18 protein-coding genes and 1 tRNA gene are annotated in these 17015 nt (G+C 67.0%); 5 read left to right on the top strand and 14 right to left on the bottom strand.

Translation table 11 applies throughout. From position 1 onward, the window contains the following. Positions 1-7 precede the first annotated feature (7 nt). From ACZLZQ_RS19745 to ACZLZQ_RS19735, 3 genes are all read right to left on the bottom strand, one after another. The gene (locus ACZLZQ_RS19745) at positions 8-457 is read right to left on the bottom strand and encodes an MAPEG family protein (RefSeq protein ID WP_472950827.1); all 450 of its coding nucleotides are present in this window, start codon (positions 455-457) and stop codon (positions 8-10) included. 67 nt (positions 458-524) lie between these two features. Further along, positions 525-2021 (bottom strand): IMP dehydrogenase, encoded by a 1497-nt coding sequence (gene guaB, locus ACZLZQ_RS19740; RefSeq protein WP_472950826.1) that lies wholly within the window; start codon positions 2019-2021, stop codon positions 525-527. A 397-nt stretch (positions 2022-2418) separates the two neighbouring features. Continuing rightward, positions 2419-2817: a winged helix-turn-helix transcriptional regulator gene (locus tag ACZLZQ_RS19735; RefSeq protein WP_472950825.1), complete on the bottom strand. Its 399-nt coding sequence runs from the start codon at positions 2815-2817 to the stop codon at positions 2419-2421. A 178-nt stretch (positions 2818-2995) separates the two neighbouring features. On the opposite strand from ACZLZQ_RS19735, the gene ACZLZQ_RS19730 reads away from it, so the two are divergent. Together ACZLZQ_RS19730 and ACZLZQ_RS19725 are read left to right on the top strand one after the other, a co-directional pair. After that, positions 2996-3373, top strand: a complete 378-nt coding sequence (locus tag ACZLZQ_RS19730; RefSeq protein ID WP_472950824.1) for a VOC family protein — start codon at positions 2996-2998, stop codon at positions 3371-3373. A 279-nt stretch (positions 3374-3652) separates the two neighbouring features. Then, positions 3653-3895: an excalibur calcium-binding domain-containing protein gene (locus ACZLZQ_RS19725; protein ID WP_472950823.1), complete on the top strand. Its 243-nt coding sequence runs from the start codon at positions 3653-3655 to the stop codon at positions 3893-3895. Positions 3896-3932: 37 nt separating this feature from the next. Here the strand turns inward: ACZLZQ_RS19725 and ACZLZQ_RS19720 are convergent, their stop codons facing one another. Beyond that, positions 3933-4952, bottom strand: a complete 1020-nt coding sequence (locus ACZLZQ_RS19720; protein WP_472950822.1) for an MBL fold metallo-hydrolase — start codon at positions 4950-4952, stop codon at positions 3933-3935. Between the two features lie 225 nt (positions 4953-5177). Here ACZLZQ_RS19720 and ACZLZQ_RS19715 point away from each other — a divergent pair, with 225 nt between their 5' ends. Next, the gene (locus ACZLZQ_RS19715; protein ID WP_472950821.1) at positions 5178-6566 is read left to right on the top strand and encodes an MFS transporter; all 1389 of its coding nucleotides are present in this window, start codon (positions 5178-5180) and stop codon (positions 6564-6566) included. Between the two features lie 176 nt (positions 6567-6742). On the opposite strand, the gene ACZLZQ_RS19710 is transcribed toward ACZLZQ_RS19715, so the two are convergent. Then, positions 6743-7477: an RlmE family RNA methyltransferase gene (locus tag ACZLZQ_RS19710; RefSeq protein ID WP_472934546.1), complete on the bottom strand. Its 735-nt coding sequence runs from the start codon at positions 7475-7477 to the stop codon at positions 6743-6745. 25 nt (positions 7478-7502) lie between these two features. Continuing rightward, positions 7503-8948: a Ppx/GppA phosphatase family protein gene (locus ACZLZQ_RS19705; protein WP_472950820.1), complete on the bottom strand. Its 1446-nt coding sequence runs from the start codon at positions 8946-8948 to the stop codon at positions 7503-7505. 608 nt (positions 8949-9556) lie between these two features. Between ACZLZQ_RS19705 and ACZLZQ_RS19700 the strand changes: the two genes are divergently transcribed. Beyond that, positions 9557-9630: transfer RNA gene (locus ACZLZQ_RS19700), tRNA-Gln, on the top strand. Positions 9631-9798: 168 nt separating this feature from the next. Continuing rightward, a complete protein-coding gene (locus ACZLZQ_RS19695) occupies positions 9799-11583 on the top strand; it encodes a hypothetical protein (protein ID WP_472950819.1) in 1785 nt (594 codons plus the stop codon). Here the strand turns inward: ACZLZQ_RS19695 and ACZLZQ_RS19690 are convergent, their stop codons facing one another. From ACZLZQ_RS19690 to ACZLZQ_RS19655, 8 genes are all read right to left on the bottom strand, one after another. Then, positions 11584-11880, bottom strand: coding sequence for a hypothetical protein (locus tag ACZLZQ_RS19690; RefSeq protein WP_472950818.1), 297 nt, complete (start codon positions 11878-11880; stop codon positions 11584-11586). Continuing rightward, a complete protein-coding gene (locus tag ACZLZQ_RS19685; RefSeq protein ID WP_472950817.1) occupies positions 11877-12674 on the bottom strand; it encodes a metallophosphoesterase in 798 nt (265 codons plus the stop codon). The genes ACZLZQ_RS19690 and ACZLZQ_RS19685 overlap by 4 nt, the downstream gene beginning before the upstream one ends. Next, positions 12671-13042, bottom strand: coding sequence for a hypothetical protein (locus tag ACZLZQ_RS19680; protein ID WP_472950816.1), 372 nt, complete (start codon positions 13040-13042; stop codon positions 12671-12673). Before ACZLZQ_RS19680 ends, ACZLZQ_RS19685 begins: the two co-directional genes overlap by 4 nt. Positions 13043-13149: 107 nt before the next feature. Continuing rightward, entirely contained in the window at positions 13150-13443 is a 294-nt protein-coding gene (locus tag ACZLZQ_RS19675; protein WP_472950815.1) for a hypothetical protein, read from the bottom strand. Then, positions 13440-13799 (bottom strand): hypothetical protein, encoded by a 360-nt coding sequence (locus ACZLZQ_RS19670; RefSeq protein WP_472950814.1) that lies wholly within the window; start codon positions 13797-13799, stop codon positions 13440-13442. The genes ACZLZQ_RS19675 and ACZLZQ_RS19670 overlap by 4 nt, the downstream gene beginning before the upstream one ends. After that, positions 13784-14458 (bottom strand): DUF6634 family protein, encoded by a 675-nt coding sequence (locus ACZLZQ_RS19665; protein ID WP_472950813.1) that lies wholly within the window; start codon positions 14456-14458, stop codon positions 13784-13786. Before ACZLZQ_RS19665 ends, ACZLZQ_RS19670 begins: the two co-directional genes overlap by 16 nt. Further along, positions 14422-14736, bottom strand: coding sequence for a hypothetical protein (locus tag ACZLZQ_RS19660; RefSeq protein WP_472950812.1), 315 nt, complete (start codon positions 14734-14736; stop codon positions 14422-14424). The genes ACZLZQ_RS19665 and ACZLZQ_RS19660 overlap by 37 nt, the downstream gene beginning before the upstream one ends. Positions 14737-14925: 189 nt before the next feature. Then, positions 14926-16797, bottom strand: a complete 1872-nt coding sequence (locus ACZLZQ_RS19655) for a hypothetical protein (RefSeq protein ID WP_472950811.1) — start codon at positions 16795-16797, stop codon at positions 14926-14928. Positions 16798-17015: the final 218 nt, after the last annotated feature.

Genomic DNA, 17015 nt, shown 5'->3' with positions numbered 1-17015 from the left:
GCGCGGTCTAGGCAGCGCCCGCGGCCTCCAGCGCCCCGACGACGTTAAAGACGTGGAAGGCCAGCATGATCCAGAGCAGCAGCACGGCGAAGAGGCCGGCGGCGAAGGCGGGGGCGCGCAGGCGCAGGTCGTTGCTGCCAAGGTGCACGGCGGCGTGGACGATGCGCGAGACGGCGAACACCCAGGCGAGGATCACCGCCAGCCAGTTGGCGCCGTTGGTGACGTAGAGCGACAGGCAGACGGCGTAGAACAGCACCGGCAGCTCGAACTGGTTGGCAAGGTTCTTCACCGCCGCGCTGCTGCGGTCGGGCTCGGCGCCGGCCCTCCGGAAGTCGCCGAGGCTCGCCTCCCCCGCCGAGACCGCCGATTTGCGGCGGAAGAACAGCATGAAGTAGACCGCGATGGTCAGGAAGGCCTGGACGATCATCGGCCAGAAGATCGCGATGTTTCCGTTCATCTCGGCATTCCCTTCATAACGCCGTGCATCCGAGCGGACGCACGGGAGACGCAGTGTCTTTGTGAGACTAGAGCCCCGAGCCCGGATAGTTCGGGCTTTCGCGGGTGATGGTGACGTCGTGGGCATGGCTCTCGCGCAGGCCGGCATTGGAGATGCGCACGAAGGTCGCCTTCTCCCGCAGCTCCTCGAGGCTGGCGGCGCCGACATAGCCCATGGCGGCGCGCAGGCCGCCGGCGAGCTGGTGCAGCACGGCCGAGACCTGGCCCTTGTAGGGCACCTGGCCCTCGATGCCTTCCGGCACCAGCTTCAGCGTGTCCCGCACCTCGGCCTGGAAGTAGCGGTCGGCCGAGCCGCGCGCCATGGCGCTGACCGAGCCCATGCCGCGGTAGGATTTGAACGAGCGACCCTGGTAGAGATAGACCTCGCCCGGGCTCTCGTCGGTGCCGGCGAGCAGCGAGCCAATCATCGCCGCGGACGCGCCGCCCGCCAAGGCTTTCGCCAGATCACCGGAATACTTGATGCCGCCGTCGGCAATGACCGGGATGCCGGCCTTGTCGGCCTCCTCGCAGGCGCCCATGATCGCCGAGAGCTGCGGCACGCCGACGCCGGCGACGATGCGCGTGGTGCAGATCGAGCCCGGCCCGATGCCGACCTTGATGCCGTCGGCGCCGGCATCGATCAGCGCGCGGGCGCCGCCGGGGGTCGCGATGTTGCCGGCGATCACCTGCACCTCGTTCGACATCTTCTTCACGCGGGTGACGGCGTCGAGGACGCGCTGCGAATGGCCGTGCGCGGTGTCGACGACGATGAGGTCGACGCCGGCATCGATCAGCCGCTCGGCGCGCTCGAAGCCGTCATCGCCGACGCTGGTCGCGGCCGCGGCAAGCAGCCGGCCCTGCGCATCCTTGGAGGCATGCGGGTTGAGCTGCGACTTCTCGATGTCCTTGACAGTGATGAGGCCGATGCAGCGCTGGGCGTCGTCGACGACGACGAGTTTCTCGATGCGGTGGTGGTGCAACAACCGCTTGGCCTCGGCCTGGTCGACGCCGTCGCGGACGGTGATGAGGTTGGACTTCGTCATCAGCTCGTGGATCGGCTGCGAGTCGTCGGTGGCGAAGCGCACGTCGCGGTTTGTCAGGATGCCGACCAGAAGGCCCGGCGTCGGGCCGGCGTCGGCGACCACCGGGATGCCGGAAATGTGGTGCATGTTCATCAGCGCGCGGGCGTCGCCCAGCGTCGCCGACGGCGAGATGGTGACGGGATTGACCACCATGCCGCTCTCGAACTTCTTCACTCGTCGGACCGCATCGGCCTGCTCGGCTGGGGTGAGGTTGCGGTGGATGACGCCGATGCCGCCGGCCTGCGCCATGGCGATGGCCAGGCGATACTCGGTGACGGTGTCCATCGCCGCCGAGATGATCGGAAGGTTCAGGCGCAAGGTCTTGGTGATGCGGGTGGAGAGATCGACCTCGCCGGGCATGACGACGGAATGCCCGGGCTGCAGCAGCACGTCGTCGAACGTCAGCGCGGTCGCGCCGGTGGCAGTTTCGATGATGCGTGCCATTGGCCAGTCCCCAAAATAAACAAACCGCCGGGTCCGGCAAGGACCGCCCGCGGTGAAGGATTGGCAAGGGCTGCTAGCACGATGACGGACGGGAGGGAAGGCGCAAGCGGCTTATGAACAGCGTGTCCACTGTCGGGCGGAGGGGGGGCGAAGCGCGGGATGATGTCAGCACGGAAAGCACGCAGGGCTTGGCTCAACACCTTTGGAAGGTCCGGCTCCGGGCTGCAGGATCGGCCAGCGGGTGGCAAACCACGAACCGTTGCGGACGCTCTGGAGGCGTCAACGCTTAACCAGAAGATGACATTGGTACTGAAGTTTCAGTCCCCGCATCCTTCACAAGCGAATGACGCTTCTGGTCCGGCTGTATGGCGTCTGGGACGAGGAGAAACGTCAAGGCCTATTGGGCGTCAAATGAGATCCGCGCCGCCTTCACCTCGTCGGCGTTGGCGGCCACCCAATCCACCAGGCCTTGCAACGCGGGCAGCAGACTTCTCCCGATGGGGGTCAGTTCATACTCCACCCGGAGAGGGACCACCGCAAAAAGCTCGCGCTTAACCAGGCCGTCCCGCTCTAGATTTCGCAGTGTGAGCGACAGCATCCGCTCCGATATTGCCGGGATCGACCTCTTGAGCTCGGAGAACCTTGCCCGCCTGTTGGGGAGCATCGAGAGCGCGAGCATGATGAAAATACTCCACTTGTCCCCGACCTTGGTCAGAAGCTCACGAAACGCAATCGGATCTTCGTAGCCACAGAGAAGACCGGCGGCGGTCTGCATTCTATCGACTGCCTTGCTCATTCTTACTTTCGTGTTAGCTGCTTACATTAATGTGCGTTCTTGCGCGGCACTAGCGGTAGAAATATAGACTGCCTCCGGAAAGTAAGCGTGACGCCCTGGAATTAATGTCGGATTTCTGCCCTGCCCGGCGCCAAGTGGGCGACTTTCCCTGTTCTCAACTTAAAACTAGGATGCCGCAATGCTCGACCATATCATTCTGACCGTCAGCAAGATCGAACTATCTCTAGCGTTTTACGAATCAGCCCTCGAGCCGCTGAACATCAGGTTCTTCATGCCATTCGAGGGGAAGGACGGTCACCCTAACCTCTGGGGATTTGGCGACGGTCAAAGCGCGATCTTTTGGCTCAGAGAAGGCAAGCCGAACCCGGGTGCTATCCATTGGGGCTTCAAGGCCGGCAGCACCGCCCTTGTCGATCAATTTTACAAGGCCGCCGTCGCGGCTGGTGCGACGGGCGGCATCCCGCCGCGTGCCCGTCTCGAATACTATCCAGGATACTACGCTGCGGACGTCAGGGATCCCGACGGATACTCTTTCGAAGTCGTCCACAAAGGCTGATGTAATCTCAGCCATCACTCACATTGGGAGGGGAATAAGCCTGCGTGGCTTCCGCGCAAATTCGGTCACGGACGGCATGCTCCAGACCTTGGACCTTTTGGAGGGGCAGGCACTGCCGATTTCGTAAGCCGAAGCGCGGAGTGCAGGACGTTGAGCGTTAGAGCCGAGCTAAGCATACGGCAGAAAGATGGTCACGCATCTGACCTACCATCTTCATTCGCCGCGCTCACGGCGACATCCATTCAATGGCAATTGCTGCCTGGTGCCAAGAAAGACCTTATGACCCGCATGCCTATCATTCTGCGCAGCCTCGTTCTCCTCCTCGCCCTTGCGGCCTCAGTGGAGAGCGTCGCGGCGGCGAGTTGCAAGAGTTACGCGACTTGCCGGGAGGCCATCACGGCCTGGTGCGCCGGTCAGCATAACGGCGCTGACCGCGACGGCGACGGCATTCCCTGCGAGAACGTCTGCCGTTCCCGTGCCGATGTCGTCCCGATCATGGCGGAAATCGGTTGCTCGCGGTGAGGCGCGCGGCGTTCGGAGGCGCTCGCTCTCGAGGCCTCTAAATATCCAGCTGGTAGGTCAGCGGCACGAAGCGATAGCCGCCGTCGATCGTCTCGGCGTAGCCGGCGGCGGGGAATGGCATGTGGTAGCCGATGAACAGCGCGCCGGTCTTGGCGATCTCGTCGAAGACCTTGTGCCTCGTCGCGATGGCGGCCTTCTTGTCCATGTCGAACTTCACCTCCCAATCCGGCTTCTGCAGCGAGGCGACGAAGTGGTTGGCGGTGTCGGCTGTGAGCCAGAGCGTCTTGTCGCCCTCGACGAGCGTGAAGACGAGATGGCCCGGCGAGTGGCCGAAAGCCTCGTGCGCGGTAAGGCCCGGGACGATCTCGGCGCCCTCGGCGATGAAGCTGGTGTTGTCCTTCAGCGGCACGACGTTCTTGCCGACCATCTCGGCATTCTGCGCCCGCGGCCCGGCCTTCGCCTCGGCCGAGGTCCAGAAGTCGAACTCGACCTGGCCGGCGATGTAGCGTGCTTTTGGGAAAGCCGGCTTACCATTCTCCATCAGCCCGCCGATGTGGTCGCCGTGCATGTGCGTGAGGACGACGATGTCGACATCCACCGGTGCATATCCCGCCTCGGCCATGCGCTGGGTGAGGAGGCCCATGCCGTTGGCCCGGCCGCCCTCGCCCATGCCGGTGTCGAACAGCACCAGCGTGCCACCCTTCTCGACGAGGACCGGGCAGAAACCGGTGACGAACTTCGTCTCCGGCAAAGAGTTCGCCCGCATCAGTTCGGCGACGGCCTCGGCCGTCTGGTTCTCGCCGAAGGTCGGGAACGGACCATCGCCCGGCCGCAGGCCATCCAGCACCACGGTGATCACCGCCTCGCCAAAGGCGAACCGGAACCATTTCGGCGAGGTAGCAGCCTTTTGCGCCACCGGCGCAGCGGCGCCGGCCGACTGCGCCAGGGCAGCGCCGCCGAAGAGGAGAGAAGTCGACGCGCCGGTGGCGACGGCGGCGAGCTTCATGGCGTTGCGGCGGCTGACCCGGCTCGGGTCGGTGCGGCTGTCGTCGGTCATCTCTTGTCTCCTGCTGCGGGGATGGGCGATTGCGAGCGTGGCAACGCGCGCAAAACCCAGGTTGCGGCCACAACTGGTCGCGGATGGAGCCACCTCAAGGGAAGGACACGCCGAGTTGACCCGCGCCGGCGCTGCGTGTCACGCCCTCATTCCTTCGCCTGCTATCACCTACCGCCGCATCGCGGTAAGGCAGACTTATAATATCACCCGCTCCTGGTGTAGCCCGTGAAACGCATCGTGCCCCTCGTGCTCGCCGTCGCCCTGTTCATGGAGAACATGGACTCGACGGTGATCGCGACGTCGCTCGCCACCATCGCCCGCGACATCGGCACCAACCCGATCGCGCTGAAGCTGGCGCTGACGAGCTACTATGTCTCGCTGGCCGTGTTCATCCCGATCTCCGGAAGGATCGCCGACAAGTTCGGCGCCAAGACGGTGTTCCGCTGGGCGATCGGCGTGTTTGTCCTCGGCTCGCTCGCCTGCGCCATGGCCGGCTCGCTCGAGGGCTTCGTCGCCGCGCGCTTCCTGCAAGGGATGGGCGGGGCGATGATGACGCCGGTCGGCCGGCTGCTCCTGGTGCGCTCGGCGGCGAAAGCCGATCTCGTCTCGGCGATGGCGTGGTTCAGCATTCCCGCGCTGATCGGGCCGCTGGTCGGACCGCCGATCGGCGGTGCCATCGCGACCTACGCCGACTGGCGCTGGATCTTCCTGATCAACCTGCCGATCGGCATTGCCGGCATTCTCCTCGCCACCCGTTTCCTGCCGGAGGTCGAGAAGATCCCCGGCATCCGCTTCGACTGGACCGGCTTCGTGCTGTCGGGAGTAGCCTGTGCCGGCGTGGTGTTCGGCCTCTCGGTGGTCTCGCTGCCGGCGCTGCCGCCGGCCCTCGGCCTCGGCCTTGCCGGTCTCGGTGCAGTCTCGGCGCTGCTCTACATCAGCCATGCGCGGCGGCACCACAATCCGGTGCTGGAGCTGCGGCTGCTCGCCATCCCGACGCTGCGGGCGGCGGTGATCGGCGGCGCGGTGTTCCGCATCGGCGCCGGCGCCGTGCCTTTCCTGTTTCCGCTGATGCTGCAGATCGGCTTCGGCTACACGCCGCTCGAATCCGGCGTGATCAGCGCCGTCTCGATCGGCGGCGCGATGATGATGAAGTTCCTGGCCAAGCCGATCCTGAAACGCTTCGGCTTCAAGCAGACGCTGATCGGCACCGGGGCGATCGGCGGCATCTTCGTGATGATGATTGGCTTCTACCGGCCGGAGACGCCCGTTCTGGTGCTGGTGGTGCTGCTCCTGATCGGCGGCTTCTTCCGCTCGCTGTTCTTCACCTCGATCAACACGCTGGCCTTCGCCGACGTGCCGTCCGCCAAGGCCGGCGACGCGACGGCGCTGCTTGCCGCCTTCCAGCAGGTGGCGATCGCCGGCGGGGTGGCGGTGGCCGGCGCGATCCTCGAGATCGGCCTCGCCGTCGGCGATACCGGCGTCTCGACGCTGGGTGATTTTTCGGCGGCCTTCCTGATCGTCGGCGCGATCACGGTGTTCGCCGTCGCCGCCTTCCTCAAGCTGCCGCAGTCGGCCGGGTCGGAGATTTCCGGGCGACGCATTCCGGCGGAATAGGCCGATCGATCTCCCCCCTTGAGGGGGAGATGTCGGCAGGCAGAGGGGGGCGAACTGCCGCAGACCTTTTAGCCTGTCTTTTGCTGATCGCGAGGAGACGCCGCGCCCTGCGGCGCCCCGCTCTGGTCTTCCGGCCATCTCCCCCTTGAGGGCGGAGATCGGCATGCCGGGACGGGTCAGCCGAGCGGCGAGACGTCCTCGTCTTCGTCCACAGCGACGGGCTTGCGGCCCTTGAAACCCTTGGCCAGGAGGTAGAGCTCGACCGAGTCCTCGCGGCTCGCCGGCGGCTTCACATGGTGCACGCTGGTAAAGTTCTGCTTCAGCATGGTGAGGAGGTCGCCCTCGGTGCCGCCCTGGAAGGTCTTGGTGAGGAAATGCCCGCCGGGCTTCAGCACCTTGACCGCGAAGTCGGCGGCGACCTCGCAGAGATACATGGTCTTCAGATGGTCGGTCCGGCGGTGGCCGGTGGTCGGCGCGGCCATGTCGGAGAGGACGATGTCGGGCGGGCCGTCGAGCGCATCGAGCAGCTTCTGCGGCGCGGTTTCGTCGAGGAAATCGAGTTCGAGGATCGTCGCGCCGGCGATCGGATCGACCGGCAGGTAGTCGATGGCCGCAACGCGCGACTCCGCCGTCGCCGAGGCGCAGCGCTCGACGGCGATCTGCGTCCAGCCGCCGGGCGCCGCGCCCAAGTCGACGACGCGCATGCCCTTGGTCAGGAGCTTGTAGCGATCGTCGATCTCGGTCAGCTTGTAGGCCGCGCGCGAGCGGTAGCCGTCGGCCTTGGAGCGGCGGACATAGGGGTCGTTCAGATGGCGCTCGAGCCAGGCGCGCGAGGACGCCTTCAGCTTGCCCTTCTTGACCCGGACGGTCAGCCCGCGGTCGTCGCCGCGGCCGCCGCCGGCGCCGCTCATGCCCGGCCCCGCGGGAAAATCGTGTTCATGCCAATACCTTCTGGCGCACCGGGGCACCCTTGCGCCAGACACCGTCGGCGACCATCATTTCCGTGAGCAGGCCCTCGCGCAGGCCGCGATCGGCAACGCGCAGCCGCGGCGCCGGCCAGACCCTGCGGATCGCCTCGAGAATGGCGCAGCCGGCCAGCACCAGGTCCGCCCGATCGCTGCCGATGCAAGGATTGGCGACGCGCTCCTCGAAGCTCCAGCCGGCGATCCGCGCCACCAGTTCGCTCACTTCATCGTTGGTCAGCCACAGTCCGTCAACCTGCCGGCGGTCGTAGCGCTCGAGATTGAGGTGGACGCCGGCGAGCGTCGTCACCGTGCCGGAGGTGCCGAGAAGGTGGAAATCCCCGGTGCCGACGAGGTCGGCGAGCTTGTCGCGGCCTTCGAAACTCTCGATGCGCTCGACGACGGAGCCGATCATTGTCTCGAACAGCGCTGGCGTCACATCGCGGCCGCCATAGTGCTCGGCGAGCGAGACGACGCCGACGGGCAGCGACGTCCAGGCGACGATGTGGTTCGACAGCCGACGCGAATAGCCTTGCCGGAGATCGAGGAGCGCGATCTCCGACGAGCCGCCGCCGATGTCGAACAGCACCGCGCCCTTGGCGGCGCGGTCGACGAGCGAGCCGCAGCCGGAGACGGCGAGGCGCGCCTCGCTCTCGCGGCTGACGATCTCGAGGTCGAGCCCGGTCTCGCGCTTCACCCGCTCGATGAACTCCTCGCCGTTCGCCGCCGCGCGGCAGGCCTCGGTCGCGATCAGCCGGGCGCCGGCGACTTGCCGGGCGGCAAGCTTCTGGCTGCAGATCGTCAGCGCCGCGACCGCGCGGTCCATGGCGGGCGCGGCGAGCCGGCCGGTGCGGCCGAGCCCCTCGCCCAGCCGGACGATGCGCGAGAAGGCGTCGATCACCCGGAACTGCCCCGGCCGCGAGGGCACGGCGACGAGCAGCCGGCAATTATTGGTGCCAAGATCCAGCGCGGCATAGACCGGCGGCCGGTCGTCCGTCACCGGCTGCGGCGTGCGCTGCGGCTGGGACGGAGCGCGCACCGCCGCGCCGGAGGTCGGCGACAGCCGCGCCGGCTGCGGCACGGTCGCCGGCACGGCACCCGCCTGCCCGCCCGGCTCGCCGCCCTGACGCGCCGCCCCGCGCCGGCGGCGACGCCGGCCGGGTTTTGCCTCGCGCACTTCGCTGGCGGCCGGCGCGGGAGCCGGCGTCTCACCCTGAGGCGCCCCCGTGCCGCCGCTGCCGCGCCGCCGGCGCCGCTTCTGACGCTTGGTGAGGCTCGCCTTGGCACCGGGATCATCAGCGCCGGGCGCATCCCCCTCCTCGCGGGCGGGGCCTTTGCCGGCCGCAGAGCGGGGCGAAGCCGCGGACGCGTCGCGACCGCCCCTCGGGGCGCTGGCTTTTGAGATGCCGTTACCCGACAAACCTATCTCGGCATATGGCTGGCCCGAAACGCCTGAATGAGGGCCGTCCGCCAAAGGCAGCGCCGATCTCGCCTGATTCGGCCGCGGGCCCGCCGGACTGGAAACGCCAGCGGGCTGAAAATCTGCGCGCGGCCCCTCCGGCCGCGCCGCGTCGTTGTCGGGTCGCAGAATCGGGCCAGTAGCCTTGGCACGGCCGGGCGTCGCCATGCCATCAGGCCCGCGCCCGCTCTCTTCCCGCATTACTGTCGACGGCGGCTGCAGTCTCCCGGTACGTTCATCGATGCTCACTATTTCTCTCCGGCACAGAGCGGCCGTGGAGGCTGGCCCGTGCGCCTTGGTTCCTTGGTTAAGGCGAGTGTATCAAGCCGGTGGGCAAGCACAAGGGAGCCCCGCCGCCGCCCCACAGGAAGGCAGCCAGCGCCGTCGAACTCGCCGCCCGGCCGCCGTCCCCGACAGACCGCTCCACCGTCACCAAAACCGACAAATGCGCCGCCTGAACACTGCCCCGCACATTCTCCCCCTAAAAACGCCACAGGGTGGGTTCCCATCGCCCCGATGTAGCGCTATAAGCCCTCCCGACCGGCGCCCTTCCCGCGCCGCTCTCCTGCTGGGGAATAGTTTAAGGGTAGAACAGCGGACTCTGACTCCGCTAGTCTTGGTTCGAATCCAGGTTCCCCAGCCATTCAAAACCTCCTAAGTTCCTGCAAAAGCCCGGTTTTCCGGGCTTTTTGCTGTCGTGCTCTAGGTGATCGCTAGGAGCCTCGTAGTGGGTAAAGCGGCATCGCCGGCTAGAATCTCACAGGGGCGGTGGATATGGAATGGATATGGCATATCCACTCCGAGGCCGCGCATGCCGACCCTGAAGGTCCGATTCAACTCCGACGTCTACAAGCAGGCCCTAGCCGAGGCCGACGGTCGGCATCCGTCGAGCAATGCCCTCGTGTTTACACAGGTGGGGGCCGTCGGCATCTCGATCCGTGTGTCGGGAAAATCATGCGGATGGTTCGTCAAATTCAACGGCTCGTTTAAGCGGTTGGGAGACATCCAGCGCGAAACAAGAGTACTCAGCCAGAAGCCCGGCCTCCTCTACACGCTCGCCGGCGTGACTGAGCTGGCGGACCATGTCCGCGAGATGATGAAGGCTGGGGAGGAAGTCGACAGCTACATCGCCGCGCGGACGAAAGGGCAGAGCCATGCTGTCGCCGCCGCAACTGGGGCGTCGATTGCCGCACGCGAAAGCGGAGCTTGGACCTTTGCCGCCCTGGCCGAACGGTACATCGCGGATCACGTCTCCCGGCCTACCATCAAGTCGAATGGGGCCATCAAGCCCGACAAGCAGAACACCATCACGGAGGTCACGTTCGTCCTCCGTCATCCCGAGGTCGTCGCCGCTCTCGACAAGAAACTGGCCCGCGACGTCCGCAAGACGGACATCGAAACCATCCGCGACAAATGGTGGGACCATGGGAACGGTGTCAAAGGTCGTCAGCACAAGCTCTGCGTCTATGTGAAAGCCGCCTACAAGTGGGCCAAGGGTCGCCACTCCTCTGCGCAGCTCGACGACGTCGGGCCGTGGTGGTTGGAGCTACAGCATCATCGATACGCGTCGGAGGCAGAGCTGGATGCTATGAGGGGAAAGCCAGCCCCGCGCCCCTTGACGGCACGCGAAGTGGCCACCCTCCTCCATGTTGCAGAGCTGAACCGGATCGCCCCTGGGAGGAAGATCCGGCGCGAGACCGAGGAGGTTACATTGGCGGCGCTGTGGTGGGTCGCGTTGACCGCGCAGCGGACCCACGCGGCCTACCAAGTCCAAGTCGCGAGGATTGAGGATCTCACCGCCACCGAAGGCTGGGTCGACGTGCGCTTCTTGCCCGTCGACATGAAGGCCGGACGCCACTTCTCGCTCGCTGTTCCGCCGCAGATCTACGAACGGACCATCGGCCGCGCGCTGTCGGATCCCCATCGCCGAGAGAGCGTGTGGGTCTTTCCCATGCGCACGACGAAGGTCAAGGGCAAGGATGAGCGCGCGGACCGCCCGCTCAACGACACGGCCCTGAACAACCTGCTGGGGCGGTTACGCGGTATGCTGGGGGGCAAGCGCGTCGAGCAAGATCAGCTCACGGCGGCTGGCTTGCCGCATTTCACGCTGCACGAACTCCGCGATTCCCTGGTGACGCATCTGTCCTCAAACACGCAGCTCCCCGGCTCCGCCGCGTCGGCGATCTTGGACCATGCATCTGCGTCGGGAGACGCGCCGGAAACGAAGGAAAGCGCGGTCACCCGCGATCATTACAACAAGAGCCAGCGCATGGCTCTGAAGTATGCTGGCCTGTCGGCGTGGGCGGAAGCCGTCCTAGGAGAATACGACGACATCAAGCGACGGCACGATGCGCCCATGAGGAACCCGCTTCACCGAGCCGCCACGGTCGCGGCGGAGCCGGAGCGCAAGCCGTCGCGACGGGAAGCGGAGCGCGTTTCGGCACGGATCGCCGCGCTGGTGGCATCGCGTGGGTCCGATGTGAACAAGCCTCACGTCACGCTTGACGTAAGCCGTCTCGGCGCCGTGCTCGGAGAGGAAGGCTTCGATGAGCACGGGGCGGCGCAGTCCGCCGCTCTCCGCGACGAGGAGCCGTAATCAGTGCTTGGTGGTATCGAGCGCATCGAACATCGCGATCGCCTGCTCGACTGACATCGCCGGCTTGTCTCGCACCTCTTCGATCGCCGCGCGAACTCGCTGCGACACCTCACCGATGGGGATCCAGCCGTCAGGACGGCGTGGCTGGAGCCGACGCTGACGTGCCATCTCGATTGCCCGGCTGGTGGTCTCGCGCAGCTTCTCCAGCTTCGCGAGCAGCCGGGCGCGGGCTTCCGGACACTCCAGCGCAAGGATCGCCGCCTCGACGCCGCGCGGCTTGCGTGCACTCCCGCTCATGTGCGGTCTCCTTCCTGACGTGACACGACGTCGATGACGAGGCCCGGATCCCAGCCCGTGTCCTCGGACGCGTAGCCGCGAGGGTTGGCGACGACCCGTGTGCTGGCGACCCGGTAGTCGCGCGCTCCGTGGACATGTCCGTGGATCCAGAGCTCCGGCCGGCCCGCCTCGATCGTCGACGAAAGATCCGAGGCGTAGGTGCCGTCGAGGCCCGTCCGGGTGAACTCTCGCGAAAGGCTGAGCGCGCACGGCGCATGGTGCGTGACGACGACCGTCGGGCCGTCGAACGGCGCAGCCAGCGTGGTCTCGATGAAAGCGCGCGACACGCGGTGAGCGGCGACCGCATCCGACGGATGCCACCCGCCGATCTCGCGGTGGTCCGGCACGAGCTCCGCCGCGCGGCGCTGCGCGTAGGCGAGATCGCGGTCGCGCGCCGGACCCGGTTCCGGTGTCGCGTCCAGCGCGTAGTCCGTCCAGAGCGTCGCCCCGACGAAGCGCATGCCACCGAGGACGACCTGCCGGTCGTCCAGCAGGTGTACGCCGTCCAGCCACCTGCGGTCGTCCAGCGTGCGGGCTTGGCGCAGCGCGGCGCTGCGGTCGTCAGCGAAGAACTCGTGGTTGCCGGGCACGTAGACCACAGGCATCCAGCGTCCGACGCGCTCCGACAGCCAGATCATCGAATCCACGATCGAGCCGCAGATGTCCCCGGCGGCCACGCAGACGTCGGCTTCCGGGAGCGAGAGCGAGATGCCCCGTGTCTCGAGGTGGAGGTCGGAAAGGAGCCAAACCCTCATGCTGCACCTCCGTCCCGGGGCGCATGCGCGGCACAGGCGACGACGTACCAGCCGCGTCCGTGGACGGTGCCGGGCGCCCCGCAGGTTTCACACGTCCGGCTGGTGCGCTCGTCGGCGCGGTCGACGGCTTCCTCCACGTCCTCACCGCCCGTGTGGTAGCACCTCAACCCCGTCCACCTGGACTTGATGTCGGTGATTCGAAAGGACTCGTACCCGGCCGGCACAAGGCGATCGATTTCGGCCAAGAGGTCGAGGACGACGGAGGCCCAGCCCTCGCCGACGTCGGCGTAGGCGGGATGGCCGCCGAACAGACGGCCGTAGCGATCGTTCATGTCGTCGCGCCAGTCGCGCGGAGTCTCGGCTTTCATGTGACTCGTCCTGTCGTGGGGGGTGTATCCACCCCAGCCGACGGCCGAGGTGCGCTATCCGTGGAGCTGTGCGTCGCCCCTGAGGGCCTTCGAGCGTCGTATGGGCATTAAGCTGGGTCCTTGCGGGCGCCGAGGCGGTAGGTCTGGTGAGTCGACATCGCGACGCCTCGTTCCTCGTCGAGGACGAGCAAGGGCGCCGAAATGTGATGCTTGCCGGATGCCGCCCGGATGCCGACCACTACGTCGACTGGACGGGTGGTGACGGACCAGCCCTCGAGCAGCGCCGACGCAACGGGTGTCGGCCAGTCGCCGTCGGCGGCGGCGCGAAGCCGGCGGGCCATGGTCTCCAGCTCGTCGGCGCGCTCGCGCAGCGCATCGGGATGCGACACCACGCGGATCACTGGATCACCCCCGTCGTCGGTGCCCGTGCGTCGTCCGGCACGCCCATCGCGAACCAGCCGTGCATCGTCAGGACAGCCGACATGTCCGGCATGTGCGCGATCACGGTGCCGACGTCCTCGCTGACCCGACCGCGCTCGCTGTCGCGCCGCCAGGTGCCACGCAGAGAGGGCACGCTTTCCGAAGTCCAGCGCCACCCGTGAAGCACCGGGGCCGTCGCGAGGCGGTGGTCGGCCGGCCGGCGAAGGGTCGCCAGCTCGCGCAGCGCGGCGGCAAGGTCTTCATGCCGACGGGCCTGATCGAGGAGGTCGTCGCGCTGGTCTGCGGTCATCTGCCAGAGCATCATCGAATCTCGCATGTCGGGATGATCTCCAGCTTCGGGCCCAGGCGATACCAGCCGCCTGCGGTGCGCATGACGCGGGCCTCAACGGAGACGGCAACGAGCGGAGCGGTGTGGACCCAGGTGCCACCGACCTCGCCTTCGATTGTGTCCAGAGAGGTCGAGGCCCGGCACCAGCCTTCGAGCTGCGGCGCGTCTGGGAGCGACGGCCAGCCGTGCTTGAGGACGTCCCGGAGGTCGGCCGCGATGGACTCGTGACCGCGCAATGTGCGTTCGATCTCAGTGCGCTCGTCGGCCGAAAGAGGGTGGCGGCTCATCGTGATGTCTCCCTTTTTCCCGAGGCGGTACCAGCGGCTTTGCGTTCGAACGACATCCTGCCGATGGCCCGCCGGCAGGGCTACGATGGGCGACGTCTCCATGTCGCCGTCATCGATTGAAGGATGCCCGGCAACATTACCACGGAGGACCTTCACTGGCCGCAACTGGGTCTTCCAGTTGTCGAGCAGCGGGGCATCCGGCAGGTCACCCGGCGATGGCCACCCGCTGGCTTCCAGCGCCCGCAGGTCTGCCGCCAAGGACTCGTAGAGCCGGATTCCATCACGCACGAAGTCGAGCTCGTCGGGCGTGAGGTTGCGGGCGCTCATCGGTGCGCTCCCGTCGACATCGGCAGCAGCCATGGATGCTCCAGACGGATGTACCCGCCGTCCAGCAAGCGCGCCCATGTGCCGTCGCCGGCATAGGCATCGACCTGAACGGACTGAACGCTACCGTCCTCGGCGACGCCGAGAATGCTCACGCCGCCGAGGGACGACAGCGACCAGAGGCGCAGGAGCGGAAGGCCGTCGAGCGAGGCCGGGGCCGGCGCAGCATCCTCGGCGTTGTGCACGCGGGTTGCGGCAGCAAGGGCGCGGACGTCGAGTTTTCCACGGGGTGCGTGAATCGAACGGGGCGGCATGCGGATCTCCTCAAGATACGGTCGTCACCGCGTGATTGCGGCGGCGGGCTGACGGGGGCGTCAGTTGCGTATCGAGAAGGTGTCCATGGGTTCGGCTCCGGTTCGGTCGTAGAGGTAGCCGGCACGAGGCCCGGCGTCGAGGGGGCTGCCGGGTGTGGGACGCCGGCAGGGTTAACGGGATGCGATCGCTTAGAACGGGTCGTCCTCGTCCTCGCCCACGTCGTAGTCGCCCTCGTAAATCGATAGGTCGTCCTCGTCTTCGTCGCGCTCGTCGGTCGCGAACTCGTCGCAGTCAGGGTGGTTGCCGGCGGGTGCCGAGAACCAAGCCAAGGGGGCCGAACCCGGCAGCCATTCGATGCGATCCCTGTCGTCGGCTTGAGGCCTCCCTTGGCCGTCCTCGACGATGATGTCCTCGCCCGCCGCCCGGACGTTGGCGACATCGAAGCTGGGGTCATCGCGCCTCCACGAAATTAAAAGCCCACCTGAGTGACCGAGAACACGCTCGATGTCAGCCTCGGAAGCGGCGTGATTGCCGAGCGCGACCCGCACCCATTTGCGCTCGGCGCGGGACACATACTCTGCGAACAGCCCGACAGGGCGCCCGCCCGTCCAGCCGATCTTCGCAAAGATTTCCGGGGCATGCTGACGCGCCTCGAAACCGGAGCGACCGGGACCAAGGCGCAGCACGACGCCAAACCCTCCCTCGTCGTCCTCAACCGCCAGCCGCGCGAGGCCCGTGACTCGCCGAAGCTTCACGGGAGTTGCCTTCTCCGCCTTCGCACCCTTCGGCTTCGGCGGCAGGCCGGCCCGATGCGCCGTCCAGCGTGCAGCGCGTGCCGCCTTCGCCCGCGTCTTTCGGGCGATCTCGTCGGGGAAGCCGAGCCTCGTCAAATCGGCCTCCACAGCTTCCTCGGTGCAGAACAGGAACGCGGCGCGGGAGGCGCCGATATCGTCGATCGCCCGCAGGAGCGAAGCGCCGCGATAGCTCCGCCCGGCGCCTACGTCGCCTACGAGAGCACCCGACAGTGCCTCGTCCAGCGCGACCAGCCACCCGTCGAGGAGGAGCTGAGGGAAGATTGTGCCACCGAGCATCGCGCTTTTCCGCCACACATGCTGGGCGACCCAAAACCGAGGCGCGTCCCGCACGCCGTCGAGGCGCGCCTGCTTCTCGTCAAACTGAAGTGATGGAGCCGCGAAGGCGTTCGGCTGCTTGGCGCGAAGGATCAGTCGGTACGCCTCCACGGGTGCCCCTCGGGCCGCCCGCCGACGAGGTTCGCCGAGCGTAACCGAGAACGCTCGCACGGCCTGGAGGTCCGGAAGGCACCGAGCCAGCGCCTCACCGACCCGACTTCCCGGCGCGTCTTCCGGCAGGCCAAGCGCCAGCGCCATTTCGCGAGCCGGGACCTCCAGCGTCCAATCGGCGCACTGCGGCGACCACCGGAGACCGTAGCCCGCTACATGCGCCGCTAGGTGCCTGTAGAGGCGCACAGCGTGGCGGCTGCTCATGCGCGCAAGGGAGTCGAGTTCGAGGTACGCGTAGCGCCGCTGGGTCGCGAGCAGCGTCCATAGCGCGGTCGGCAGGGCGAAGCGGACATCGCTGCCCGCAATCTTCCCGCCGGCGAGCATCGGCATCGCGAAGCGCCTCCCGCGGATGCCGGCGACGGTGACCATGGTTCCCGACAGCGCAGTGAGGGAGGCGGCCACGTCCGCTCTACGCGCGGCGGAGCCGAGGTAGGCGGCGACGTCCCGGAGCGGGAGCGAGATTTCGGTGCCGACGACCACGGGCGCGCCTGTCCGCCTCGCGTTGTAGGCACGCTGGTAGGCGGTGGCGACAAGCAGTTCCCACAGCACCTGGTCGCGGGCGGTCAGCCGCTCGTCCCCTTTGACCTCCGTTAGCAGGTCCAGCGGACGCGGTGTCTCAGGTCCGACGTGCCGGAGAAGCCGAGCTCCGTCCGCGAGCGCCCGGCCGATATCGCCACGAGGGCGGACGACGCGAGTGCGCGCGCGCGTGTCGATGAACGGCGCTTCGCTGTTGCCTCTCTTGGTCGTCACTGGCTGCATCTCGTTGACCTCCCTGACAAAGGGTCACCCGGTCAAAGGCGACGCACAAGAGCGTTGCGGAAATTGCGGTGAAATAAAGTCGGCTGCGTCCCTGCGAGGCAAGGGCTTGGGTCAAAGTCTGTCCACCGTTCGCTTGCAGATACATAAGAATACTCGTTGCCCTTCGGCTCGCGCGTCTGGAGTCCGCCGCTTGCGCGAACGGGCGCGTCGCGGATGCG

It is taken from the genome of Mesocryomonas lacus, from assembly GCF_055730105.2.
This window is presented reverse-complemented; position numbering and strand designations above follow the sequence as displayed.